Origin of the sequence: Streptomyces sp. NPDC090106, assembly GCF_044747265.1 — a bacterium.
Lineage (GTDB): Bacteria > Actinomycetota > Actinomycetes > Streptomycetales > Streptomycetaceae > Streptomyces.
Genome location: NZ_JBIVDS010000016.1, coordinates 75,937 through 100,532 on the forward strand (window position 1 = coordinate 75,937; position 24,596 = coordinate 100,532).

Here is a 24,596-nt window from a genome sequence, read left to right on the forward strand (position 1 = left end):
CGCATGCAGCTTGCGGGTGCCGGGCCTCCCGGAGCGGTGCCGGACCAGCCCGGGCTCGACCTAGCGGTGTCGGACCGGAGCGTGCTCCCCGGAACGGCGTCAGACCGGCGCGGATCCTCCGTGGCCGTCCAGGACGGCGTCCGCGTGGGCCCGCATGCGTGCCGCGCGCGGGCTGCGGATCGCGGTCAGCAGGTCGGCGGCCCGCAGCCAGCTCGCCCGGGCCGCCGCCTGATCGCCCCGCTCCTGCTGTGCCGTCGCCAGGTGGTCGAGGACCTCGGCCTGGTTGTAGCCGTCGAAGGCCTCTCCGTAGATCCGCAGGGATTCCTGGTAGTCGGCCGACGCGCCGTCGAGGTCCCCGAGCCGCTGCCGGGCGAAGCCCATGGTGTCCCAGGCGGCGGCCTCGATACGGAGGTTGCCGTCCCGGCGCAGCAGGGGGATCGCCTCCTGGCACAGGGCGACCGTCTCCTCGTAGCGGCCGAGCAGGGCGAGGTACCAGCCGACCGCGTTCATCTCACGGGCGGTGGAGCGGTCGTCGCCCAGGGAGCGGTAGAGCTCCAGGGCTCGGCCGGCGTGGTGCAGGGCCTCGTCGTGGAGTTTCTGACGGCCGCGCACCCAGCCGATGCTGCGTTCGGCGATGGCCTGCTCCGCCGGTTCGAGCCGGGGCAGTTGCGCGAGCAGCAGCTCGACGTGCCGGTCCGCCTCGTCGTTCTGTCCCGTCTCCGCCAGCGCGCGGGCGACATGCGCCGCGTTCCGCGCGATGGCCACCGGCTCCTCCAGCAGCAGAGCGGCGTCCAGGGCGATGCGCTTGGTCTCGATCTCGTCGCTCCAGCGGCCCATGACGGAGAAGTAGCTCACCCAGTGCTCGGTGAAGGTCATGCGGATACGCAGCAGCCGCGGGTCGTCCATGGAGCGCAGCGCCGCCGCGACCGTCGGCTCCTCCTGCCGGAACCAGTCCAGCGCCTCCTCACGGGTGCCGATGGTGACGCGCACGACGCCGTCGGCCGGGGGGTCGACGACGTCGGACGAGGTGCGTCCCAGCAGGCCGTTGGCGTCGTAGGCGTTGTGCCGCAGGTAGTCCAGCAGCCGCATCCGGGCGCCGAACCCGTCGTCCTGCTCCTGTTCGACGAGTTCGGCACCGTAGGCCCGGATCAGGTCGTGCAGTACGTGGCGGCCCTCCGCGTCGCGCGACAGCAGGTTCGCCGAGGTCAGCCGGCGCAGATGGCGCCGGGCCTCCGGCACGCCGACGCCCCTGAGCGAGGCGGCGGCCGCCGCCGACACCGACGGGCCCGGGTGCAGCGCCAGATGCCGGAAGAAGGCGGCCGTCTCCGGCGGCAGGGCCCGGTACGACCACGAGAACACGGCCCGGACGTCGTCGCGCCGGGCGCCGACCGACAGGGCGTCCAGCAGCGGACCGGACTCACGCAGCTCCCGCACGGCCACCCGCAGGGCCAGCTGGGGCGTCGCGCTCAACTGGGCGGCGACGATCGCGACCGCCAGCGGCAGCAGTCCGCACAGCTCCACCAGCTGGGCCGCGGCCTCGGGCTCCGCCCGGCAGCGTTCCTCGCCGATCCGTGCGGCGAGCGCGGCCAGTGCCTCGGCCCGTGTCCACACGTCCAGCCCGACCAGTCGGGCACCCTCCACCACGCTCAGTCCGGCGAGCCGGCTGCGCGAGGTGATGACGGTCAGACATCCGGTCGCGGCCGGCAGCAACGGCCTGACCTGCTCCTCGTCACGTGCGTTGTCGAGTACGACGATCAGCCGCCGGGACGCGACGCGCTCCCGGAAGAGCGTGCCGCGCTCCTCGGTGCCGCGGGGTATGTCACCGTCGGGCACGCCGAGGGCGGTGAGGAACCCGCCGAGGGCCTCCGCGGGGTCCAGTGGGTGTCCGGTGTCCTCGAACCCGCGCAGGTTCACATACAGCTGGCCGTCCGGGAAACGGTCCGCCACCTGGTGGGCCCAGTGCACGGCCAGGGTCGTCTTGCCCACTCCGGCCATGCCGCCGATCGCGGAGACGACGACATGTCCGCCGCGCTCGGCGACCTGTGCGGTGAGCGCGGTCACCGTCGCCAGTGTTTCCTCACGCCCGCGGAACACCGCGAGGTCGGGCGGCAGCTGACGCGGGACCCGCCTGGCGGTCGCCGCGGTACGCCGCACCGACGCCTCGACGAACCGCCGCCGCTGGTCCTCGGCCAGTTCCAGGACGTCCATCAGCTCGCTCAGCGTCGCCTGCCGCGGCAGGCTGTGGCCCCGCTCCATGTCGCTGATCGCCCGGACGCTCACTCCGGAGGCCTCGGCGAGTCCCTCCAACGTCAGCAGCGAACGCTGCCGTGCCTCCCGCAGCAGTCGGCCGAACTCCGTGCCGTCCACACCCGCCCCCACACATACGTTCTGGAACGGCCATTAAAGCAAGGGGACGGCCGGGACCGGAATCACATCGGAGGGGCCGGGGAACCGCGGCGCACACCCCGCATCGTCGGCAGCAGGGAGACAGGTTTGTGCCTGGGAAAGAATCTGCCCCCTCACACCTGCCCCACGGTCCGCTCGGCCGCGTGACACTGGACAGCATGAAACCGACACCCGCCTCCCATCTGGGCATGTTTCTCCGGGCCCGTCGGGCGCAACTGACACCGCAGGAGTGCGGGCTGCCCGGGACCGACTCGGCCCGCCGGGTCGCGGGGCTGCGCCGCGAGGAGGTCGCACGGCTGGCAGCGATCAGCGTGGACTACTACACCCGCCTCGAACAGGGCCGCGTCCGCGCCTCCGCCCCCGTGCTCGCCACCCTGGCCCGCGCCCTGCGCCTCGACGACGACCAGAAGCGCTATCTGTACGACCTCGCCGGCCGCGGTGACGCACGGCCGCGGCGCCGTCGGCCCGCCGAGCGGGTACGGCCGGCCATGCGCCGACTGCTGGACCAGCTCACCGAGGCCCCGGCGCTCGTCCTCGGCAGGCGCCTGGACGTCCTGGCCTGGAACCCGGCGGCAGCGGCGCTCTACACCGACTTCGCGTCCCTCGCGCCCGGCCGCCGCAACTTCGTGCACCTGCTGTTCACGAACCCGGTGGTCCGGGAGCTGCATCAGGACTGGGAGCACGACGCGCGGGACGCCGTCGCGGCCCTGCGCATGGAGGCCGCTGCCGACCCCGACGACCCGGAACTCGCCCGTCTCGTGGGCGAACTGTCCCTCAAGGACACCGATTTCTGCGTCTGGTGGGCCGAGCACCGCGTCACCAGCGCCACCTACGGCACCAAGCGCTACCGTCACGCGCTGGTCGGCGACCTCACCCTCGACTGCGACACCTGGGCCGGCCCCGACGGCTCCGGGCAGCGGCTGACGGTCCTGACCGCCGAGACGGGCAGCCCCTCCCACGACGCCCTGCGCATCCTCACCTCCTGGACCGCGCAGGAACAGGACGACGAACACACACAGGACATGAGCCGATGACCGCCTGGACCCCCGAGGACCTCACGCTGCTCGCCGAGACCTACTCCCTCGTCCTGACCGCCGGGAGCGGCGCTCAGGACGGGGTGGAGATCGGCATGGCGGTCGCGGACGGCGAGTTGTACGTCCGTGCCCACCGCGGTGTCCGGTCCCGCTGGTACCGGGCGGCGCGGGAACACGGCCACGGCCGGATCCAGGTCGGCGGCGTGAGCCGCGACGTCCTCCTCACGACCGGTGACCTCGAACTGCCCGCCGGGCTCGACGCGGCCTTCCGCGCCAAGTACGGAGCGGTGTCCGACGCCCTCGTGGCACGGCCGGAGGCCCGGGCCGCGACGATCCGGATCGAACCGGTGCCGGCCCGGGCCCGCTGAGCGGTCGGCGCGCTCTCAGAGAGCCCGGCCGAAGAGCTCCAGCAGCTCCGCCCAGTGCCGCTCGGCCGCCTCGGGGTTGTAGGCGGCGGTGTCGGACTGGGTGTAGCCGTGGTGGGCGCCCGCGTAGACCTCGCAGCGGTGCTTGACGCCCGCGTCGGTGAGGGCCTGTTCCAGACGGTGGACCTGCTCCTCGGGCATCGAGTCGTCCTCGTCGGCGTGCGCGAAGTAGAGCTCGGCGGTGATCCGGTCGGCGAGCAGGTGCGGGCTGTCGGGCGCCTCGCTCGCCAGCCAGCCGCCGTGGAAGCCCGCCGCGGCGGCGACCCGGCCGGGGTGGGTGCCGGCCGTGCAGAGGGCGAGCCGGGCTCCCATGCAGTAGCCCGTGATCCCCACCGGCCCGTCCGTGGCCAGCGGGGAGTTCTCGAACCACGCCAGACAGGCCCCGGCGTCGCGCTCCGCCAGTTCGGGGGTGAGCGACTCCATCAGCGGGACGACCTTCGCCACGATGTCCGGGCGGGCCGCCATGTCGATGAACTCGGGCAGCTCCACGACCGGGATGCGCCCGTGCCGGTAGAAGACGTTCGGGACGAGCACCGTGTAACCGGCCGCCGCCAATCGGTCGGCCATCGCCTTCAGATGCGGGCGCACCCCGAAGGCGTCCTGGTACATGAGCACACCCGGGTGCGCTCGTCCGTCGTCCGGGTGGACCAGGTAGGCGTCGGCGGTGCCGTCTGCGGTGGGGATGTCGACGAGTGTTCCGGTCACGGCGTTCATGGCGTGGGAGTGCCTCTCTGCTGGGGGAAGGGACAGCACACCTGCACACCTGCACGCATGTGCACATCTGCGCGTATGCGCACACGCAGACATAGGTGATCAGCCGCCCGCACATCACGAACGCCGTGAATCACCCGCTGATTCCCGCCGCGGCGAGAAATACATGTGAACTCTCACCAGGTGCCGAACACGGCGCCCGGATGCGTGTCCTGGAAGTCCCCGGGTCGGGGCCGGACGCCCGCCGCCAGACAGGCGAGTTCGACGCCCGGGGGCAGGAACTCGCCGTCCTCCTCGACCTCCCGGTACACGCCCAGGCCGATCCGCCGCATGAGCGGCACGAACGCGGCGGGTTCCGTGCCCTCGGGCGCCGGGGCTCCACGTCCGAGCAGTTCCTCGTCGTCCTCTCCGTAGCGCGCGAGGAGCTTGCCGTCCCGGTACCAGGCGAGGGAGTCCCAGCCGTCGAAGTCCCGGTAGTGGACGATCGCGCTGCCGCCCCGCGACAGCTTCCCGGCACGTTGGACGCCTTCGATCCCGCAGGGTTCGACGACCAGGACCCGGTCGCCGACCCGCGCCGCGAGCGCGCACTTGAGCGGCTCCGACCCGGCGTGCGAGGCGTCCAGCAGGTCCGGGTAGGTCATGGGCCGGATCGTCCGGGGACCGGCACCGAGACGTCGCAGGGCCTCTTCCGGGTCAGGGTGTTCGACCAGCGTGAGTGTGCAGGGACCGGTCAGGTCCAGCAGGTCGTACCAGTCCCGGGGCAGACCGCTGCCGGCGGGCCGTGACGGCTTGGCGGCCTCCTTGGCCAGCCGACGGGCCTCCGCCCGCTGCAGCCCGGCGAGCCGGGCCTCCTCCGCGGCGGTCCGGGTCTCGTGGAAGTCCTCGCCGTTCTCGTCCAGGAGGACCATGTCGCCCTGGTCGCGCACCACGACCGCGGAGATCCGGACCGCCATCGGGTCCAGGCGGTACCGGCCGGTCCAGCGCAGCAGCACCATGGAGTTGGTGCCCGAGCGCAGCACCCCGTCGGTGCCCAGGGTGAGGGCACCGGGTGCGTGCGCGTGCCGCGACCACACCCCGCGGTCCCTGCCGGCCTCGGGGGCGGCGAGCGAGGTGTCGCCGGCCGGGCCGTGGGTGAGCCGGTAGCGGCCGTTCGGGGAGAACAGCGGCTCGGTGAGGGCCTGTCCGGGCAGCAGCCGATCGCCGGCGGCGGGCCGGTGGGCGGCCAGATCGGCCTCGGTCAGCGGATCCCTGCTCCAGCGGAGGCCGCCGTCCGGGTCCGTCAGGACGAGCCGCCCCTGGTCGGTCAACGAGGCGGCCACCACGCGCTGGTCGACGTCGCCGGAGACCCAGACCGGCACTCCCGGCCAGGCTTCGAGCACCAGCCGCCCGTCCGGGAAGAGACCGAGCCGCCCGGGTGCCGTGCCCGGGGAGCCGACGCCCCACACGTCGCGGCCCGCGGCGCGGTCGCGCAGCACCAGCGTGCCGTCGGCGCGGTGCTCCAAGGCGTAGGAGCCGTCGGGCGAGACGAGGGAGCCGAGCCGTAGCGACTCCCCCGTCCTCAGCACGGACGCATCGGCGGTGCTCATCGTGACCTCCTGCACATCGACACTGCACACCTGTACGGACAACGGACACGGGCCGGGAGGGGTTCACACCTGCGCGATGGTCCGGCGAGGCACCTGTCTCGATGTCGACGGCGCCGCGAACACCTCTGATACATATGATCTCTGACGGCATGCCAGACCACATGCCGCGGGGCCGGTCCAGCCGGCTTCTGCCTCACACTCCGAGGACGAGACTGACGTGAACGACTTCCACCCTGGCCGCAGACGCCTGCTGAAGATGTTCGGGCTGAGCGCCACCGCGACCACGGCAGCCCTCCTCCAGGCCGACCCGGTGCTCGCGGCGACCCTCGGGTACGACGAGAGGACCGGTGTCTCCCCCGCCACGTACACGGCTCCCGGGGGACTGGCGAAGAGCACCGCCGCCAAGCAGAGCGCGCTCGACTGGATCACGGCGAACGAGGCCGCGATCACCAAGCTGAGCGACGAGGTGTGGCAACACGCCGAGCTGTCGCTGCGCGAGTGGAAGTCCTCCCTCGCACACGCCAGGTTGCTCAAGGACAACGGCTTCACGATCGAGTGGGCCCCGGCCGGCTTCCCGACCGCCTTCGTCGCCACCTACGGCACCGAGGGCCCGGTCATCGGCTTCAACGCGGAGTACGACGCGCTGCCGGGCCTGTCCCAGAAGAAGGGCGTGGGCAGCCACGACCCGCTGGTCTACCACTACGACGCCTACGGCCCCACGTACGGCGCCGGCCACGGCGACGCCCACAACGCCCTCGGCGCGGGCGGCACCGCGGCCGCCATCGCGGTGGCGGGGGCCATCAAGGCGAACGGTCTGAAGGCCACGGTCAAGCTGTTCGGCAGTGCGGGCGAGGAGCAGCTCGTCGGCAAGGCGTACGCGGTCAAGGAGGGGGTCTACGACGGCCTCGACGCGTTCCTGGACTGGCACCCGTTCAACATCACGGTGCCGTTCTGGAACACCACCAGCGCGCTGATATCGGCGACCTTCACCTTCCTCGGCGCCTCCGGTCACGGCGGCACCCCGCTCGGCAACAAGAGCGGTCTGGACGGCGCCCTGCTGATGGCGACGATGTCGGAGTACCTGCGGGAGAAGAACGTCGCCCCGTCCGGGCGCTTCCACTACGCCATCATCAACGGCGGCGGCGCCCCGAACGTGACCCCGGACATGTGCTCCATCTGGTTCTTCGTCCGCGAGGGCAGCCCGGCGCGGGCGAAGGTGCTCTACGACAAGATCGTGGAGTGCGGCAAGGCCGCCGCGCAGGCCAGCCAGACCCGCCTGGTGCACAAGTTCCACGCCGGTACCTGGAACCTGCTGGCCAACAAGGCGGGCGCGGAGCTGCTCAACGACAACATGCAGCAGATCGGCGCGCCGAAGTTCACCGAGGCCGACCACACGCTGGCGAAGGCGGTGCAGAAGTCGCTGGGCAAGCCCGAGGTGGGCATGCCGACCGATCTGACGCCGCTGGCTCCCCCGGCCGCGGCCTACACGGGCGGTCTGGCGACCGACACCGCCGACATCAGCTGGCAGGCGCCCACCGCGGTGCTGCTGTCCGCGGCGTACCCGCCGGGCATCCCGAACCACAACTGGGGTGCCACGGCGACGGCGGCCACCCACATCGGCCATCAGGCGCTGCTGTCGGCCGCGCGCTATCTGGCGGCGGGCGCGATCGACCTGATCGAGCAGCCTGAGCTGCTGGACGCGATGAAGCAGGAGTTCAAGGACCGTACCGAGGGCGTCGAGTGGGCCTCGATGATCCCGGACGGCAACCAGCCGCCGCTGTACGAGCCGCCGGCCGAGTTCCTGAAGGCGACCGGGCAGAGCTGGCCGCCGAAGGGGGTCACCTGGCCGGTGCCGCCGATCGTGTCCACCGAGCAGCTGGGCACCACGGGCCCCGCCCTGCCGCCCGTGACCTGAGCGGGGCCGCCGCCCGCCCGCTCCCTCGACGCCCCCGTCCCTGGTCCTGCCGTCCTCGACCACGGGCGGGGGCTCGCCATGTGCACCGGGCGGCTCCTTCCGCAGCGACGCGGCGTCGCCCATCACGATGACCGGGTGCAGTGCCCGGTGCGGTCGGACAATTGACTTACGTCACGTCTCCCGGGGCCCGTCGGGGGCATCCCGGCAGCGTGTCGGGGCGGGTCCCGCGCCCGTGAGAGCCGCGCACCGGCGTCGCCTCTCCGTCAACCACCCCGTCCGGCCTCTGTCCTGCGACCGTCAACTGACCGATGTGCGGACGCGGTTCCCGGCGAAGAGTGGTGAGCGCAGACTTCGTCCCACGGAGGGGAACTCCTGTCGTGCATCGTGATCAGTCACCCCTGCGGGCGCGTTCGGCGCCCGAGTTCGTTCCTTCGCTTTTCCTCGATCTCGACCAGATGCTGGACGAGTTCACCCGGCTGCCCATGCGGGCGAAGTTCAGCTTCGACCCGGACATGCCGGCGGTGATCACGGTCGAGTTCCTGGCGGAGCGCGGTCCGAGCCTCATCTGGCACATCGGCCGTGGGCTGCTCCAGCTGGGCCTGTCGGCCATGAGCGGTTCCGGCGACGTACGGATGTGGCCGACGCTGCCCGAGGAGCAGCCCTCGTCCTGGCTGCTCCTGGAGTCGCAGGAGGTGGAGGCGCTCTTCCGAGTGCCCACCGCGTCGCTGGGCGAGTGGCTGGACGCGACGTATCGCATCACCCCGTCCACCGCCGAGATGGACGGCCTGGACTGGGACGGCTTTCTGGCGGAGCTGCTGGACGGTCCCGAGGCGCCCGCCGCGTGACGGCCCCAAGGCGCCCGTGGTCCGACGTGACCGGGCGCCTCCAAGTGATGTGACCGGGCCCTGCCGCATGCCGTGGGCGGGGTCCTGCGATGACTTGATTCCCTCGGCGTCACCTGTCAGAGTGGTGACGAACAGAGTGGCCGTCATCGGTCCGGCGTGTTCGGCCGACGTCACACGTATGCCGCCCGGGCACCCGACGACCACGCCTGTGCGGCAGGCCGCCGATGCGCGGCGGACGAGGAGGAACGACGTGAGGTCCAGCAACCCGATCTTTTCCCGCTGGGGAGCCGCCCGTGCCACGGGCCGGGCCGACGCCCCCGCACGGCAGCCGATGGGTGTTCCGGTCGGCGGCCGGCCCGACGACTACCTCACCAACCCCTACGCCCCCGGCGCGGACCCGTCCGCACGGACCGACGGGAACGCCGTCACGGTGGACGACCGGACCGACGGGAACGCCGTCACGATGGACGACGTCGTCGTCCGCACCGCCATGACGCTGGGCACCACGGTCCTGACCGCCGTACTGTCCTGGCTGCTGCTGCCGGTCGACGAGGCGAACCTCGGCATGTCGTACGGCCTGGCCGTCGGCGCGGCTCTCGTCGCCTTCGTCCTGTCACTGGTCCAGTCGTTCCGGCGGACGCCGTCCCCGGCGCTGATCCTCGGCTACGCGGCGTTCGAGGGGGTGTTCCTCGGCGTGCTCTCCAGCACGGTCTCGACGTACATCTCGCCCGGCGTGGTGGTCCAGGCGGTGCTCGGCACCTTCGCGGTCGCCGCGGGCGTGCTCGTCGCGTACCGGCTGCGCTGGATCCGGGTCGACCGGCGGTTCGCCGGATTCGTGGGAGCCGCCGCGACCGGCTTCCTGCTCCTGCTGGTCGCCGACTCCCTCTTCTCCCTGTTCGGCGCGGGCGACGGCCTCGGCTTCCACAGCGGCGGCCTCGGCATCGCCTTCGGTGTCGTCGGCATCCTGCTCGGCGCCGCCTTCCTCGCCCTGGACTTCCGGCAGGTCGAGGACGCCGTCACCTACGGTGCCCCGCGCGAGGAGGCGTGGCTCGCCGCCTTCGGTCTCACCATGACGCTGGTGTGGATCTATCTGGAGGTGCTGCGCGTGCTGTCCCTCTTCAACAGCGACAACTGACGTCCCGGGACACTCCGGCAGCCGAAGGGGCACGCGCACCGCGCGTGCCCCTTCGGCGTGCCCGTGCGCGGGGCGCATGCCGTGAACCCGGCCGGGGCGGTGCTCGTTGCCATGACGACGGCCCGACCTCCAGAACGGGAGAGCACCGCATGAGCAGCGACGAGCAATGCCCGCACCAGACCGGCCCGGTGGTCATCGATCCCGCCTTCAAGGCCGACGCCCCCGCCCGGTACGCCCGGTTGCGGGCCCTCGGGCCCATCCACCCGGCCGAGTTCCACCTCGGCCTGAAGGGCTGGGTGGTCGTCGGCCACGATCTGGCCCGGGAGGCGCTGACGCATCCCGCCCTGCTCAAGGACGCCACTCCCGCCGCCGAGGCCCTGGCCGCCGCCGGCTACGTCCTGCACAAGCCGTCGGTCGGGCTCGGCGCCCAGATGATGGAGGCCGACCCGCCCGAGCACACCCGGCTGCGGCGGCTGGCCGCGGCGGCCTTCACCCCACGCCGTACGGCCGAACTGGCGCCGCGCGTCGAGCAGATCGCCCATGACCTGATCGACGCGCTGGCGCCCGCGGGTGTGACGGACCTCGTCGAGGCGTACAACGCGCCCCTGCCGGCCACGGTCATCGCGGAACTCCTCGGCATCCCCGAGGAACACCATCGGGACTTCCGCCGCTGGTCGGGCCAGGTGCTCCGGGTGGCCTCGCCCGAACACCGCACGGCGCTGGCCGGGTTGCACGGGCTGCTGGCCGGCCTCCTGGCGGACAAACGGCGCTCTCCCCAGGACGACCTGCTGTCCGCCCTGGTCGGCGTACGGGACGAGCGGGACGGCCGGCTGACCGAGGAGGAACTCGTCGGTACGGCCCTGATGCTGGTCGTCGCCGGTCACGAGAGCACGGTGAACCTGCTGGGGAACGCCGTACTGTCCCTGCTGCGACGCCCCGACCAGCTGCGGCTGTTGCGCGAGCGGCCCGAGCTGATGCCGGGGGCCGTGGAGGAGTTCCTGCGCCACGACACCTCCGTGGAGCGCTCCACCAACCGCTACGCGGCCGAGGACATCGAGTTGGGCGGCGTGCCGATCCCCCGGGGCGGCATGGTCGTCGTCGCGCTGGGCGCGGCGGGCCGTGACGCCCCGCAGGCCGAGGAGGGCGACCCGGCCGTGCTCGACGTGACCCGGCCGGGCGCCCGGCACCTGGCCTTCGGCCACGGCATCCACTACTGCCTGGGCGCCCCGCTGGCCCGCCTGGAGGCGGTCATCGCCCTGCGGACCCTGCTCGCCCGCGTCCCCGAGCTCGAACTGGACGTCCCGCCGGACTCGTTGGAGTGGATCGGCTCCGGCATCATCCGCGGCGTGCTGTCCCTCCCGGTGCGCTACCGCGTCGCCTGACCGCCCGCGCACCGCACCTCCAGCCCTCTACGACAGACGTCCCGGCCCGCGCCGTGCGGGCGCGGGCCGGGACGTTCCGGAAGGGAGGGGTACGGCCGTCAGGCGGTACGGGTGCGCAGCTGCCGGGACTTCCAGCCCAGCAGCAGGGCCTGGAGGATGAACCACACCCCGCCGCCCGTGGCGTACACCGACAGCACCTCCAGCGTGGGGTTGTCGCCCGCGGCCTGGATGTTGTAGGTGATGCCGACGAGGAAGGACAGGCCTCCCGAGATCAGGGTCGGCCACTGCTTGCCCAGCTCGGGACCGCGCCGCCGCCATCCGACGATGACCTGGGCGCCGCCGGAGACGAGGGCCCATACGCCGAACACGTGGAACGCCGCCTCCAGGCTGCCGGCCCCGGCGAGGCAGAGGGCGATGGCGGCGAGCGTGCTGAGTGCCCCGTTGAACGCGGTGACCTGTCGCTCGGAGCCGTCCGGGGTGGCGCGGTAGTCGATGAACGAGGAGACCGCGTCGATCAGCGGGTAGACGACCAGCAGCGCGATGGCCGCCGCGCCGAGGTCCTGGTGGTCCCCTTGGACACCGGCGAACGCCAGGGCCCACGCCACGGCGAGGATGCCGCGGATCAGGTACAGCTTCAGCAGGGAGGAGCGCTCTTCCGCGCCGGCCTGGCCGGTCGGGGTCGAGGCCGAGGTCACTGTCGGGGTGCTCATGTCGGTTCGGCCTTTCTCAGGTCAGTGGTGGACGCCGACCCGGTCAGTGCCGGGAGGGGGAGACGCAGCGGAAGCTGGAGGCGAGGGACGGGTCGCCGTGGCCCTTGTAACGGGAGACCGCGGGGTAGGCGCACAGGTCGCGCTCGACGCTCTCGCCGCTCGCGTTGATCAGCGTGGCGGGCAGGGTGCCGGGCGCCTTGCCGTGCTCGACCCAGTTGGTCAGCGCGGCGAGGCCGTCGGCCGAGCCGTCCTGGCCGTTGAGACCGCAGTGGCTGGTGTTCGGGGCGAGGAAGAGACGGTAGAAGTCGTCGGTCTTCTTGCTGCCGAGCTTCCGCTGGACCTGCTCGCGGTAGTCCACGGTGCCCTGGGCGGGGATGAACTCGTCGGCCTGGCCCTGCCAGGAGATCAGCTTGCCGCCGGACTTGCGGAAGTCCGACAGGTCCGGGTCGTCGGTGCCGATGACCTTGTCGTACTCGGCCTGGGACTGCTTGAACAGCTGGGTGAAGTCGCTGTAGGTGATCTTCGTGAGGTCGAAGGACGGGTCCTTCTTCAGGAAGAGCTGGACCCAGAGGGCGGGAACCGGGAAGGGCGTGCCCTGGCCGTCCTTGGAGCCGGCCAGACCGTTCAGGTCGGCGCCGACCGGGACACCGGCCCACAGCTTCTTGCCCGAGGTGGTGCGCGGGCCGTCCCAGATCTTGCGGACCACGGCCGCGTCGGCCGCCGTGATGGTCAGCTCCCGGCCCTCGCAGACGACCTTGGTGCCGATGAGCCGGCGCGGGTCGAAGTCGCAGCGGGACGCGTCGTTGACCAGGCCGTCCTTGACGCCGTCGAGCTTGTCGCAGGCCTTGACGGCGGCGGCGGTGAAGGCGTTCAGCTCACAGTTGGTCGGGTAGGTCTTCTCGTTGTTCATGACCACCTGCGGCCACAGGGTGGCGACCTCGAACTCGTCCCAGTTGATGGCGGGCGCGTCCGCGAGGATGCCGTCGTAGTCGTCGGGGTACCGCTGGGCCTCCATGTAGCCTTCGCGACCGCCGGTGGAGCAGCCGGTGAAGTAGGAGAAGGCGGGGCGCTTGCCGTAGACGCCGTCCACGACGGCCTTGCCGACGACCGCGGCTTCGTGCTGGGAGCGGGAGGCGAAGTTCTTCAGCAGCGCGGAGTTGACCTGGTTGCCGCTGTCGAGCACCCAGCTGGTGTCCAGGACGTCACCGATGCCGGCGTCCGTGGTGGTGGCCGCGTAGCCGCTCTTGACCGCGGTGCCGAGGCCGACGCCGTTGTCGCCGGCGCCGTAGGCGCTGCCGCCGATGGCCTGGAAACGGCCGTTCCACTTCTCCAGGGGCAGCCAGGTCTGCACCTTGGCGTGGTCGCCGTCGCCCGGGTGGGTGAGGGTGACCGTGACCTGGCAGAAGGCCGGGACGCCGGAGACGTCGCCGCCGAGGAGGCCGGTGCCGTGAATGGTGCCGCCCTCCTGGCGGACCGCCGTCACGGACTCCAGCGCGGTGCCGGCGGGGGCCTTGACGGCCGGCGCGGTACAGGCCGGAGGCGTGCTGGCGGTGGTGGTCTGCGCCTCCGCCGAGGCGGTCGGCAGGTACACCGCCGCAGCCAGCGGCACACCGGCCGCGAGGGCAGTCAGAACTTTCTTCATTGCTTTCCCATCCAAGAGGTTAGGTGTGCGCCTGGCTGCGACACGTGTGCACGTCACATGAGAAGGACGGCGGGGTGGGCGAGCGGGCTCGCCGAAGACTGAGCCAGACTTTATCACCGGTTAAGGCGGTGACGGAAGGGGGGTCGGACACATTCCTGTGTGCGGGACGGCCGCACGCTGTGGAACCTGCTCCCACCCTGGCCGCGCACCGCCCCCCTCACATCAGTCAGTTGACGGTCAGCCTGCGGCCCGGGGGATGTCCATCTCCAGCCATACGGTCTTGCCCCGGCCGCTGGGAGAGGTGTTCCAGGTGTGCGCCAGCGCGTCGACGAGATACAGCCCACGACCGTGCTCGGCACGGGCGCTGCCCTCGTCGGTGAGCGAGTAGGCGGTGGGGACGGGCGGATCGCTGTCCGAGTCCCGTACCTCCAGCCGCACCCGGTCACCGGAGACCCGCAACCGCAGGTCCACGTCGCTGCCCGCGTGGATGAGCGCGTTCGTCACGAGCTCCGAGGCGATGAGCACGAGGTCGTCCGACAGGTCCGCCAGATCCCAGTCGCACAGACACGTGTGCACGAAGCCGCGGGCCTCCCGGACGCCGCGCAGATCGCGGCGGTGGATGTGCAGCCGGGCGACACGCGGTGTTCTGCCGCCGTCCGCTCCCTCGTAGCGGGCCAGCAGCAGCGCGGCGTCGTCCCGCCCGCCGGGGGTGTCCCGCAGCAGACCGTCCGCCAGGTGTTCCAGGTCGGTGTCGGCGGGCGGGCCGAAGCCGTCCAGCCGCGCCCGGACATCGTCGCGGTCCGGTTCGTGCAGCCCGTCGGAGTAGAGGACGAGGACCGCCCCGGGCGCGACGGTGTACTCCCGGGAACCGTAGCGGTCGCGCACATGCAGTCCGAGCGGCACGTTGGGCGGTGCCCACAGACGGCGGACGGTGCCGTCGGGCAGTTGGGCGAGCGGCGCCGGGTGCCCGGCCAGCGCCACCTCGGCCGCCCCGGTCTCGGTGTCGAGGGCCACCACGCAACACGTGGCGAGGAGTTCGGTGCCGAGCCGGGACAGCAGCCGGTCGGTGCGCTCCAGCAGGGCGGCCGGACCGTGCCCCTCGGTGGCGTAGGCGACCACCGCCGTCCGCAGCTGGCCCATGACGGCGGCGCTCTCCAGCGTGTGCCCCTCGACGTCGCCGAGGACGAGGGCCACCCGGCCGTCCGGCATCGGGATCAGGTCGTACCAGTCGCCGCCCGCCCCGCCCGCGGTCCCGGCAGGCCGGTAGCGGGTGGTGGTGGTCAGCCGGGGGGCCTCCGCGAGGGCGGCGGGCAGCAGTCGCTTCTGCATGACCTCCGCGAGAGCCTGCCGGCCCGCGCTGAGTTCGATGCGCTGGACGGTCGCACCGAGGCGTCCGGCCATCATCGTCAGCACGGCCCGCTCCTCGGGCGGAAAGCCGCGCGGCCCGTCGAACGACAGACAGCACAGCCCCAGGACCGGGCCGGCCTTCGCCATCGGCACGTCCTCGACGTGCCGGCTGCCGACGAGCGGCAGGTGGGCGGCGGCGTCGCCCGGACCGGGCCCACCCGAGTCGAACAGGGCCCGGCCGCGCAGGGCCCGGACGGCGAACGTGTCGGTGTGCAGAGCGGCGCCGTGCAGCTCACGCACCAGCAGCGAGGAGTCGCCGCTGTGGCCCAGCACCCACAGCCGGCCCTCGGCCGTGGAGGCCAGCACCAGCGCCCGCGCGCCGAGCGGTGTCATGACGCAGAGCTCGGCCGCCCCCACGACATGCTCCATGGTGGTCGCCCGGTTCAGCATGTCGGTCAGCCGCTGGAGGGCGTACAGCTCGGACATCCCGGCGGAGCCGGGGACACCCGGTACGCCCCGCACGACCGGGTCGGCCTCCTCCGCGGGTGGTTCGGTGCCGAGGACCGGGACCAGAACGGGCAGGTCCCCGGGCGCGACGCTCACGCCTCGGTCCTGGAGATCGGCCAGCAGACCGGCGAGCCGGTCGCCGATCCGGGCGAGGCGCCGGCTGTCCGCGTCGCCGTATCCGGCGCGGTTCTCGGTGCGCAGCACGGTCAGGGAGCCGAAGCGGCTCCCCCGGGCCGCCAAGGGGACGGAGGCGGCGGCGTAGGGGTAGGCGAGGGCACCGGGCTCGGAGGCGTCGAGCGGGTCCGGGTCGACGAGGAAGGCCACCTCGCCGGTGGCCAGGGCGCGCGCGGAGGCGTAAGAGGAGTCCAAAGCCATCCGGCCGGGGAGGGTGAGGACGGACGGAGGGCTGCCGCCGATCATGGCGGCGCGCAGTTCGCTCCCGTCGGGCGTGAGCAGGTAGACGGCCGCGGCCACCGCGCGCAGGCGGTGGGCGGTCTGGTGGACGGCACGGTGCAGGACCGCCGTCACCTCGTCCGCAGGGACGACGGCCCGCTCACGCCCTGGACCGTCGATCCGGGACGTCTCGGCGTCCGGCGCGCTGCGGTCGTCCATGAGCCCTTCCGGCCAACCGTGTCCCCGATGAAAGGACATTTCAGCCCTTGTCCACCCTGTCGGACACGCTACCGGGGCGCTCCTCCCCCAGCCACCGCGAGTGGTACCGCCGCGCCCAGGCACGGCTGACGTATCCGGTGCGCATCCCGAGCCGCGCCTCGGGGTCCTCGTGGGCCTTGCGCATGTGGCCGAGGACGACGAAGGTGATCGCCCAGGCCAGGAGGTCGTGGACGAAGATCGCGCTGGTGCGGGAGATGAGGGGCAGCAGGCCCGTGAACCACATCAGCAGGCCGGTGGACATCATCACGAGCACGGCGCCGGCGATCCAGCCCGCGTAGAGCTTCTGGCCCGCGTTGAACTTGCCCGCCGGGCGCGCCTCGGGCGACATCCGGCGTCTGCGTACGGCGCGCAGCCACTGCCGGTCGTACACCGCGAAGCGGTTGATCCGGCGCAGGTCCGCGCGGAAGGCGGGCGACAGGAGCCCCAGCAGGAAGGGCAGGGGCAGCATGATGCCGGACCACTCGTGGAGCGTGACCATCAGATGCCGCCGTCCGACGAGCAGGGCCAGCGGGCCCAGGTACAGACAGGCGGCGGTGACCAGGCACACCAGCATCAGACATCCGGTGGCCCGGTGGACCCAGCGCTCGGCGGTGGTGAACCGCCGCACCCGGTCCGAGGGGTCAGGCGGCGTCGCTGTACCGCTCGGCGTCGTCGAGCCAGCCGTCGACCGCATAACCTCGCTCCTCCCAGTAGCCGGGGACGACCTTGTCGGTGACCGAGATACCGGACAGCCACTTGGCCGACTTGTAGAAGTACATCGGGGCCACGTACAGCCGGACGGGTCCGCCGTGTGCGTGGGTGATGGGTTTGTCCTGCATGTTCAGCGCCACCAGGACGTCGGAGCGGCGGGCCTGTTCCAGGGTGAGGCTCTCGCTGTAGGCGCCGTCGAAGCAGGTGAAGCGGATCGCCGCGCCCGGGGAGCGCACCCCCGCGTCGTCGAGCAGGTCGGCCAGCCTGACCCCGTCGAACGGTGTCTTCTCCACGCGCCAGCCGTCGGTGCACACGACGTCGTGGACGACCCGGGTCTGCGGCATCGCGCGCAGCTGGTCGAGGGTGTAGGTCCGAGGCCGTTCCACCAGCCCGCCGACCCGCAGCGCGTAGTTCGTGGCGTCCTTGTGCGGCACCGAGCCGACGACGCTGTAGTACCGGAAGCCGCCCGGATCGGGCAGCAGCCCGGTCAGACCGGTGGGGTCGGCCTCGGATGCCTTGGCGAGGAACCCTTCCCAGCCACGCTGGAGATAGGGCGCGGCGGCGAGCCCGGCGGCTCCCGCGCCGAGCATGCCCAGCATCGCCCGTCGTCCCACCGGTGCACCCTCGGCCCTCGGCTTCGGCCTTTCCGCCATGGTGTGCGCTCCTTCCGACACATGTGAACGTGCCGAACCACTCCAGCATCGTCACCTGTTTAACTGGTGACGATGCTGACATGGCGGTCTCGGCGCTGTCAACCGGAGGCGTTCACGCACACGTATGAGGCGGACCCGGCACACCACCGACCGGATCCGGACGGCGGCTGTTAGTCTGTGAGGGACGTTGACCGTGTATCGAGGAGTCGCAGACGTGGCGGGTGAAGACGACATCTCCGGATGAGATCCGGATCTGACGGCCATCGGCCGACGCTCGGGAGAGCCGTCGGGGTGGTCTGTCTCGTCGTACCCCTTTTCCCACGTCTGCCCAGGGCAGAAGTCTGTTCTCTGCCCGTACACCGCCCGAGGTCATCTCCATGTCCGACGCCTCCGTCGTCTGCTCGAACCTGTCGTTCTCCTGGCCCGACGACACCCCGGTCTTCCACGACCTGTCGTTCACCATGCCCACCGGCCGCACCGGCCTGGTCGCCCCCAACGGCTCCGGCAAGAGCACCCTGCTCAAGCTGATCGCCGGTGAACTGAAGCCCGCCACCGGCTCGGTGTCCGTCAGCGGCACCCTCGGCTACCTCCCGCAGTCCCTCCCCCTGACCGGCGGTCTCACGGTCGCCGAGGTGCTGGGAGTCGCCGCGATCATCCGCGCCATCGACGCCGTGGAGTCCGGCGACGTCGACGAGGAACACTTCACGACCATCGCCGACGACTGGGACATCGAGGAACGCACCCGCGCCCAGCTCGACCGCCTGGGCCTCGCCGACCTCACCCTCGACCGCGGCCTGAGCACGCTCAGCGGCGGCCAGGTGGTCTCCCTCGGCCTCGCCGCCCAACTGCTCAAGCGCCCCGACGTGCTGCTGCTCGACGAACCCACCAACAACCTCGACCTCCAGGCCCGGCACCAGCTCTACGACGTGCTCGGCGACTTCTCCGGTTGTCTGCTGCTGGTCAGCCACGACCGGGCACTGCTGGACCGCATGGAGCGCATCGCCGAACTCGGCAGCGACGAACTCCGCCTGTACGGAGGCGACTTCACCGAGTACGAGGAGGCCGTGCGCGCCGAGCAGGAGGTCGCCGAGAAGAACGTCCGCAACGCCGAGCAGGAACTCAAGCGCGAGAAGCGGGAGATGCAGCAGGCCCGCGAACGCGCCGAGCGCCGGGCGAGCAACGCCGCCAAGAACCTCAAGAACGCCGGTCTGCCCAAGATCTTCGCGGGCAACATGAAGCGCGGCGCCCAAGAAGCCGCGGGCAAGTCCGGCACGATGCACGCCTCCCGGGTCGGCGAGGCCAAGGCCCGCCTCGACGAGGCCGGACGCGCCCTGCGCGACGAGCAGCGCCTCACTCTGGAGCTGCCCGACACCCAGGTGCCCGCCGGACGCAACCTCTTCCTCGGCGAGGGCATGCAGGTCCGCCTCGGGAACCGCGACGTGTTCGCCGCGGGCGGCGTCGACCTGACCGTCCGAGGACCCGAGCGCATCGCGCTGATCGGCCCCAACGGCGCCGGAAAGACCACCCTGATGCGTCTGGTCACGGGTGAACTCGCCCCGGACAGCGGGGAGATCAGGCGCAACGACGGCAGGATCGCCTACCTCTCGCAGCGCCTGGACCTGCTGGACCTGGACCGCACGGTGGCGGAGAACTTCGCCGCGTTCGCACCCGAGCGGCCCGAGGCGGAGCGGATGAACCTGCTCGCCCGCTTCCTCTTCCGGGGCGCGCGGGCCCATCTGCCGGTCGGGGTGCTCTCCGGCGGCGAGCGGCTGCGCGCCACCCTGGCCTGTGTGCTGTGCGCCGAACCGGCCCCGCACCTGCTGCTGCTCGACGAGCCCACCAACAACCTCGACCTGGTCAGCGCGGGCCAGCTGGAGAGCGCGCTCAACTCCTACCAGGGCGCGTTCATGGTGGTCAGCCATGACGAGCGGTTCCTCGCCGAGATCGGTGTGAACCGCTGGCTGCGGCTGGCCGACGGAACGCTCACGGAGACGGGGGCGCCGGAGGTGTGAGCCGCCGGCGTGTGCAGTGGCCCGCGTCCGAGGCCTTGTGCCCGGCGGGCCGTACACCGATCACATTGGACGGTTCCGCATGCCCCAGCCCGCTCTCCTCGCCCATGACCTCGTCCGCAGTCTGGGCGGCCGTCGCGTCCTCGACGGCGTCTCCCTGACCGCCTCCCCCGGCCGGCGCATCGGCCTGATCGGGGAGAACGGCGTCGGCAAGTCCACCCTGCTGCGCGTGCTCGCCGGTGTGGACGAACCCGACGCGGGAAGCGTCACCCGCCCCGCCGACCTGGGATTCCTCCACCAGGAGATGCCGTACGACGCCGCCTCCACCCTCGCCGACGTGCTCGCCGGGGCACTGCGCGAGGCCCGCGAGGACCTCGCCGAACTGGACCGGCTCGGTGAACGGCTGGCCCTCGTCCCCGAGGACGACCCCGGCCACCAAGAACTCCTCGACGCCTACGGCAGACGTCTGGAGCAGGCCCAGGACCGGGAGTCCTGGGACGCCGACCGCCGCGCCGCCCTGGTCCTGGACGGCCTGGGCCTCGGCGGGTTCGGGCACGACAGGACGCTCGGCTCGCTGTCCGGCGGACAGCGCGGGCGGCTCGCGCTGGCCGCGCTGCTGGTCCGGAGGCCGTCGGCGCTGCTCCTCGACGAGCCCACCAACCACCTGGACGACGGCGCCGCCGCCTTCCTGGAGGAGCAGCTCCGCGCCCTGCCCGGGACCGTGGTCGCCGCCGGCCACGACCGGGCGTTCCTCGACGCCGTCTGCACCGACCTGATCGACCTCGACCCGGCGGTGGACGGCCCGGTCCGCTACGGCGGCGACTACAGCGCCTACCTGGCGCACAAACGCGCCGAACGGGAGCGCTGGGAGCGCCGCTACGCCGAGGAGCAGGAAGAGCTTGCGGGCCTGCGGGAGTCGGCGGGGGTGACCGCGCACCGGGTCGCGCCGGACCGGGGCCGCACCGACAACGAGAAGATGGGCTACGGCCACCGGGCCGGCCGGGTGCAGAGCCAGATCTCGCGCCGGGTGCGCAACGCCACCCGGCGGCTGGAGGAGCTGGAGCGCGCGCAGGTCGCCGAGCCGCCCCGGCCGCTGCGGTTCGCGGGCGGGGAACTCGCCGCGCGGACCGAGGAGGGCCCGGAGCCGCTGGTGTCCTTGCGGGACGTACGGGTGCCGGACCGTCTCGCGCTGGCCGGCCTGGAGGTGGCGCCGACCGACCGGCTGCTGGTCATGGGCGGCAACGGGGCGGGCAAGTCGACACTGCTCGCCGTGCTCGCGGGGCGGCTCACCGCCGAGGGCGAGGTGCGTCGGCGGCGCGGGCTGACGGTGGGGCTGCTCACCCAGGACACCGTGTTCGAGCGGCCCGGGCGCACGGTCCGGGACACCTACGAGCTGGCGCTGGGAGCGGCGCGGGCCGAGAGGACGCCGCTGGGCTCGCTCGGCCTGATGCACGACGGCGACCTCGGCAAACCGGTCGGGGAACTGTCCGTGGGCCAGCGCCGGCGTCTGGCGCTGGCGCTGCTGGTCGCCCGTCCGCCCCAGCTGCTGCTGCTCGACGAGCCCACCAACCACCTCTCCCCCGCCCTGTGCGACGAGCTGGAGGCGGCGCTGGGTCCCGGTCCGGGCGCGATCGTGGTGGCGAGTCACGACCGCTGGCTGCGTCGGCGATGGCAGGGGCGTGAGCTGGTGCTGGAGGCGGACGGCTGCCGACGGGAGGCCGTGCACCTGCGCTGACGCCGAGGGCGACCCCGCACCACCGCCGCCGACCGCGGCCCCACACCACCAGCAGCGACCGTGCCGACGCCGGCGTCCACGGATCAGCCTTGCCTTCGACAGGAGTCACCTGTCAAAATGGTGATGTGAATCTTAACCATGTCTTCGTATGCGGTCACCCGGCCCTGGACTTCGCGGCCACGCTCCGGGCCCGGCGCTCGACCCGGTTCGAGATGTTCGTGACGCCGGATCGGCTGAACGCCTGGTACCTCGAGTCCGGCCTGGTGGACACGATCACTCCTGGCGACGAGGACGACGTCCGGGACGCGACGGCCGTCCGGGAGGCTCTCTACCGGCTGATCACCGACCGTCGGCTCGGGGAGGACTTCGACCCGCAGGCGCTCGCCGCGGTGAACGCCGCCGCGCGCAGGACCCCCGTGACGCCGCAGCTCACCCCAGCCGGACGACTCACCGAGGCGACCCCCGAGCAGGCCCTCGCGACGGTCGCCCGGCAGGCCGTCGAACTGCTCAGCGGTGAGGACGTGCCCCTGCTGAAGGAGTGCGGCAACCCCGAGTGCACCCGCGTCTACATCGACCGTTCGCGCGGCATGCGGCGCCAGTGGTGCGGCATGGAGTCCTGCGGCAACAAGATCAAGGCCGCCGCGTACCGCGCCCGCAAGAAGACGGTGCCCGCCGGGGCCGCGCACTGATCGCTGACCGGCCTACTCGGCGGCGAGTTCCCTGAGGGTCTTGCGGAACTTGTTCAGCAGCAGCCCACGGCTCCATCGCACGCGCTGCGGGAAGCCGGCGTGCACACGTTCCCGGCCGGGGACAGGCTCCGGGTGCTCCAGCAGGCCGAAGACCAGGTGTGTCCCGGTACGCGGGAGGGCACCGGCCACCGCCTTGCGCAGTCCCGGGACGTCCTCGTCCGGGGACTTGGCGAAGAGTTCTTCCAACAGCGTTCCCTCGGCGGCGAGTTGCCGGGTCAGACCGTCCAGGATCTGATGGGAGGCGACCGTGCCCTCCCGCATCGCGTGACCCCAGCCCACCGATCCGCCGACCGCGCGTTCCTCGGTCATCCGCGCGACGACGTCGGCCAGCTGGACGAGCTGCTCGTCCAGGGTGTCGTCATCGTCGGTGAGCCGGTCGAGACGACGGACGGCGAGCGGAAACCGCTCGCGCAGCAGGGGCCAGAGCAGTTCGTCGCCGCTCCGGTGGTGTCGGCGCACGGAATCGACCAGCCATTGCGCGGTCGTGACCAGCACTTTCGTGTCCACGGCCGCACCGCCCGCGAGCCGGGTGAAGGACCCGGCGACGAGCTGGGCACCCCGGTTCACGACTGTATGGACGGCGAGGAACTCCTCGAAGAGGAGGGCGCCCTCCCCGGCCGGCAGCTGCGAGACAGACATCCGTGGCCTCTGCTCATTTCTCATGTGGTTCACGCACACGCCATCGCGAAAAGCGGCACCTCAGTGGCGTCGCTCACAGTGTATAGGTATGTGCCTCCCATGGAGAACATGTGTCTTCTTGTCGACATGCGCCCGCCGGAGGCCGGCGCAGCCTGACGGCATGAGTACGGCCCGCTCTCTCCGCCCCCGCCGGGGAGCAGGGAGAGCGGGCCGTACCGGCACGGGCGCCCGGTGCAGCGACCCGAGCCTGGTGCCCCGGAGGATCCGTCTCCGGAGACCGTTCGCCCCGGGGACGGAACGCCGTCGGGGGTGCGGTGCTGGTGCGCACCGGCGGTCCCGAGGGGGGACTCGGACCGCCGGTGCGGGGACAGGCAACGGAGCCGGGTGTGGGCCGGTTTCCGGAGATCCCGTCAAGGCTCCGTCCTCCGCGTGTCCGAGTGCAGAGCCTTCCGAATGGGGAACGTGCCGACGGGCCGAAAGGTTCACACCTTTTGCATCGGCCGAGCCTTTCAGGTGTCTCAGAGATACATGGCCCGGTGACTGCGGTAGGCGAAGGTGTCGCCCGAGCTGAGGATGGTCACGATCTCCTCGCAGAAGCGCCGGTACTCGGCCTCCTGCTGCTCGGGCAAGGTGACGGAGCCGACCGACCGGTGGGGCACGACATCCCGCAGGACGCCCGACCGGTGGGGCACGATGTCCCGCAAGACGCCCAGCAAGCTCTGCGGCGGCGGCAGCAACAGCACCTCCATGACGCGGCGCAGGACCTCGGCGAGCCCCTCTTCCCGGTCCTGCGGTGCGAGGTACGTCCGACCCACCACGGCACCGCGGTCCCGGTCGGTGCCGGAGAACAGATCGAGGCAGGCCGTCAGGTGGCCGAGGTCGGCCGCCGTCAGCTCAAGGGGGTAGAGGCTCGTCAGCTGACGGCCGCGGGCGCTGTAGAGGGCGTACTGGGCCCGGTCGGGCGGTACGGGGTCGGTGGCGTTGTCCCCGGTGTTCCAGCGGGACCACAGCGGCAGTTTCAGCAGAACCTGCACCCAGCTGTCGTAGGCGTCCGAGATGACCCGCTCGTCGTCGGAGTCGGCGCCCGCGCAGTGGAGTCGGTAGAGGTGTCGAAGGAGCGGCTCTTCCAGGCTCTGGAACTGTGCGAAGAACACCGGATCGTCAGGCACCAGGACGTACAAGGCACTCCTCCTCTCACCAGTGTCGGGGCCCGTGGGACGCGAGCCGGGCCGGTCCGGCCGCGCGGCCGGTGGAAACCGTCATGAGAGTGAACGGAACGGGCCACCACGGGGTTCACATGTGGTCGGAGACACCTTTGTCATCCGGGACCGTCGGACCGGCGGCATGTGACCACCTCATGATCTACCGTCGCGGGCCCACCCTTGTCCACGTAACCGCCTTGACAGGTGACGAGCACACATGAGACGGTCGTCACCGGTCAAGGCGGTTACTGTTCCCGGGAGGTGCACATGCCCAGTCAGTCCTGCCAGGGTGACGTTCCGGCCATCCGGAGGGGTGCATCGGCGCACCTGGTCCGTCATTCGACGCAGACGGATCACGGAGTCGGGGGAAGTGCCAAGTCATCAGACCGATCCGCCGATGGATGCCGCCGACGACGCTGGGAACGGCACCCGAAACCGTCGCCCGTCGTCCCGGCGACGGCTCACGAGGCAAGCCGCCCCCTGCCGAGCACCCGCAAGCCCCAGCCGGCCACCGGCCCCCGGCCGGACACCCACACCACGACGGCACTCCTGCGGCAGGCCCGCCCACACGCCGTGACCCCCGCGTCTCTCCGTGAGGTCCA

19 protein-coding genes are annotated in these 24,596 nt (G+C 71.9%); 9 read left to right on the forward strand and 10 right to left on the reverse strand.

All coding sequences use genetic code 11. The features are described from left to right. Window positions 1-99 precede the first annotated feature (99 nt). Entirely contained in the window at window positions 100-2,367 is a 2,268-nt protein-coding gene (locus ACIPSE_RS39085) for an ATP-binding protein (protein ID WP_401672731.1), read from the reverse strand. Window positions 2,368-2,564: 197 nt separating this feature from the next. Here ACIPSE_RS39085 and ACIPSE_RS39090 point away from each other — a divergent pair, with 197 nt between their 5' ends. Together ACIPSE_RS39090 and ACIPSE_RS39095 are read left to right on the forward strand one after the other, a co-directional pair. Further along, window positions 2,565-3,440 carry a helix-turn-helix domain-containing protein gene (locus ACIPSE_RS39090; RefSeq protein ID WP_401672733.1) on the forward strand — a complete coding sequence of 292 codons (876 nt, stop codon included), beginning with the start codon at window positions 2,565-2,567 and terminating at the stop codon, window positions 3,438-3,440. Next, window positions 3,437-3,808, forward strand: a complete 372-nt coding sequence (locus ACIPSE_RS39095; RefSeq protein ID WP_401672736.1) for a DUF2255 family protein — start codon at window positions 3,437-3,439, stop codon at window positions 3,806-3,808. Before ACIPSE_RS39090 ends, ACIPSE_RS39095 begins: the two co-directional genes overlap by 4 nt. Window positions 3,809-3,823: 15 nt before the next feature. Here the strand turns inward: ACIPSE_RS39095 and ACIPSE_RS39100 are convergent, their stop codons facing one another. Both ACIPSE_RS39100 and ACIPSE_RS39105 read right to left on the reverse strand, forming a co-directional pair. Further along, entirely contained in the window at window positions 3,824-4,579 is a 756-nt protein-coding gene (locus tag ACIPSE_RS39100; RefSeq protein WP_401672739.1) for a dienelactone hydrolase family protein, read from the reverse strand. Window positions 4,580-4,752: 173 nt separating this feature from the next. Next, entirely contained in the window at window positions 4,753-6,162 is a 1,410-nt protein-coding gene (locus tag ACIPSE_RS39105; RefSeq protein WP_401672742.1) for a DUF6461 domain-containing protein, read from the reverse strand. Window positions 6,163-6,379: 217 nt separating this feature from the next. Between ACIPSE_RS39105 and ACIPSE_RS39110 the strand changes: the two genes are divergently transcribed. The 4 genes from ACIPSE_RS39110 (at window position 6,380) to ACIPSE_RS39125 (ending at window position 11,439) form a co-directional block, all read left to right on the forward strand. Then, window positions 6,380-8,077, forward strand: coding sequence for a peptidase dimerization domain-containing protein (locus ACIPSE_RS39110; protein WP_401672744.1), 1,698 nt, complete (start codon window positions 6,380-6,382; stop codon window positions 8,075-8,077). A gap of 377 nt (window positions 8,078-8,454) precedes the next feature. Then, entirely contained in the window at window positions 8,455-8,922 is a 468-nt protein-coding gene (locus ACIPSE_RS39115; RefSeq protein ID WP_401672746.1) for an SsgA family sporulation/cell division regulator, read from the forward strand. 250 nt (window positions 8,923-9,172) lie between these two features. Then, entirely contained in the window at window positions 9,173-10,057 is an 885-nt protein-coding gene (locus ACIPSE_RS39120) for a Bax inhibitor-1/YccA family protein (protein ID WP_401672749.1), read from the forward strand. A gap of 149 nt (window positions 10,058-10,206) precedes the next feature. Continuing rightward, a complete protein-coding gene (locus tag ACIPSE_RS39125; RefSeq protein WP_401672751.1) occupies window positions 10,207-11,439 on the forward strand; it encodes a cytochrome P450 in 1,233 nt (410 codons plus the stop codon). 98 nt (window positions 11,440-11,537) lie between these two features. Here the strand turns inward: ACIPSE_RS39125 and ACIPSE_RS39130 are convergent, their stop codons facing one another. The 5 genes from ACIPSE_RS39130 to ACIPSE_RS39150 all read right to left on the reverse strand — a co-directional run bounded on the left by ACIPSE_RS39130 (window position 11,538) and on the right by ACIPSE_RS39150 (window position 17,660). Continuing rightward, the gene (locus ACIPSE_RS39130) at window positions 11,538-12,149 is read right to left on the reverse strand and encodes a DUF308 domain-containing protein (RefSeq protein WP_401672753.1); all 612 of its coding nucleotides are present in this window, start codon (window positions 12,147-12,149) and stop codon (window positions 11,538-11,540) included. Window positions 12,150-12,192: 43 nt separating this feature from the next. Continuing rightward, on the reverse strand, window positions 12,193-13,791 hold the full coding sequence (locus ACIPSE_RS39135) for a tannase/feruloyl esterase family alpha/beta hydrolase (RefSeq protein WP_401672756.1): 1,599 nt from the start codon (window positions 13,789-13,791) through the stop codon (window positions 12,193-12,195). Between the two features lie 237 nt (window positions 13,792-14,028). After that, entirely contained in the window at window positions 14,029-16,257 is a 2,229-nt protein-coding gene (locus ACIPSE_RS39140; protein WP_401672759.1) for a SpoIIE family protein phosphatase, read from the reverse strand. A 40-nt stretch (window positions 16,258-16,297) separates the two neighbouring features. Next, window positions 16,298-16,990: a cytochrome b/b6 domain-containing protein gene (locus tag ACIPSE_RS39145; protein WP_401672761.1), complete on the reverse strand. Its 693-nt coding sequence runs from the start codon at window positions 16,988-16,990 to the stop codon at window positions 16,298-16,300. Then, entirely contained in the window at window positions 16,938-17,660 is a 723-nt protein-coding gene (locus ACIPSE_RS39150; RefSeq protein ID WP_401672765.1) for a molybdopterin-dependent oxidoreductase, read from the reverse strand. The genes ACIPSE_RS39145 and ACIPSE_RS39150 overlap by 53 nt, the downstream gene beginning before the upstream one ends. Before the next feature lie 377 nt (window positions 17,661-18,037). Between ACIPSE_RS39150 and abc-f the strand changes: the two genes are divergently transcribed. From abc-f to ACIPSE_RS39165, 3 genes are all read left to right on the forward strand, one after another. Beyond that, window positions 18,038-19,672, forward strand: a complete 1,635-nt coding sequence (abc-f, locus tag ACIPSE_RS39155; protein WP_401672767.1) for a ribosomal protection-like ABC-F family protein — start codon at window positions 18,038-18,040, stop codon at window positions 19,670-19,672. A 79-nt stretch (window positions 19,673-19,751) separates the two neighbouring features. Further along, window positions 19,752-21,404: an ABC-F family ATP-binding cassette domain-containing protein gene (locus ACIPSE_RS39160; protein WP_401672770.1), complete on the forward strand. Its 1,653-nt coding sequence runs from the start codon at window positions 19,752-19,754 to the stop codon at window positions 21,402-21,404. 125 nt (window positions 21,405-21,529) lie between these two features. Beyond that, window positions 21,530-22,093 carry a CGNR zinc finger domain-containing protein gene (locus tag ACIPSE_RS39165; RefSeq protein ID WP_401672773.1) on the forward strand — a complete coding sequence of 188 codons (564 nt, stop codon included), beginning with the start codon at window positions 21,530-21,532 and terminating at the stop codon, window positions 22,091-22,093. Window positions 22,094-22,105: 12 nt separating this feature from the next. Here ACIPSE_RS39165 and ACIPSE_RS39170 read toward each other — a convergent pair whose 3' ends face one another. Together ACIPSE_RS39170 and ACIPSE_RS39175 are read right to left on the reverse strand one after the other, a co-directional pair. Next, window positions 22,106-22,792, reverse strand: coding sequence for a hemerythrin domain-containing protein (locus ACIPSE_RS39170; protein ID WP_401672775.1), 687 nt, complete (start codon window positions 22,790-22,792; stop codon window positions 22,106-22,108). Between the two features lie 518 nt (window positions 22,793-23,310). Further along, window positions 23,311-23,973, reverse strand: coding sequence for a hypothetical protein (locus ACIPSE_RS39175; RefSeq protein WP_401672777.1), 663 nt, complete (start codon window positions 23,971-23,973; stop codon window positions 23,311-23,313). Window positions 23,974-24,596 lie beyond the last annotated feature (623 nt).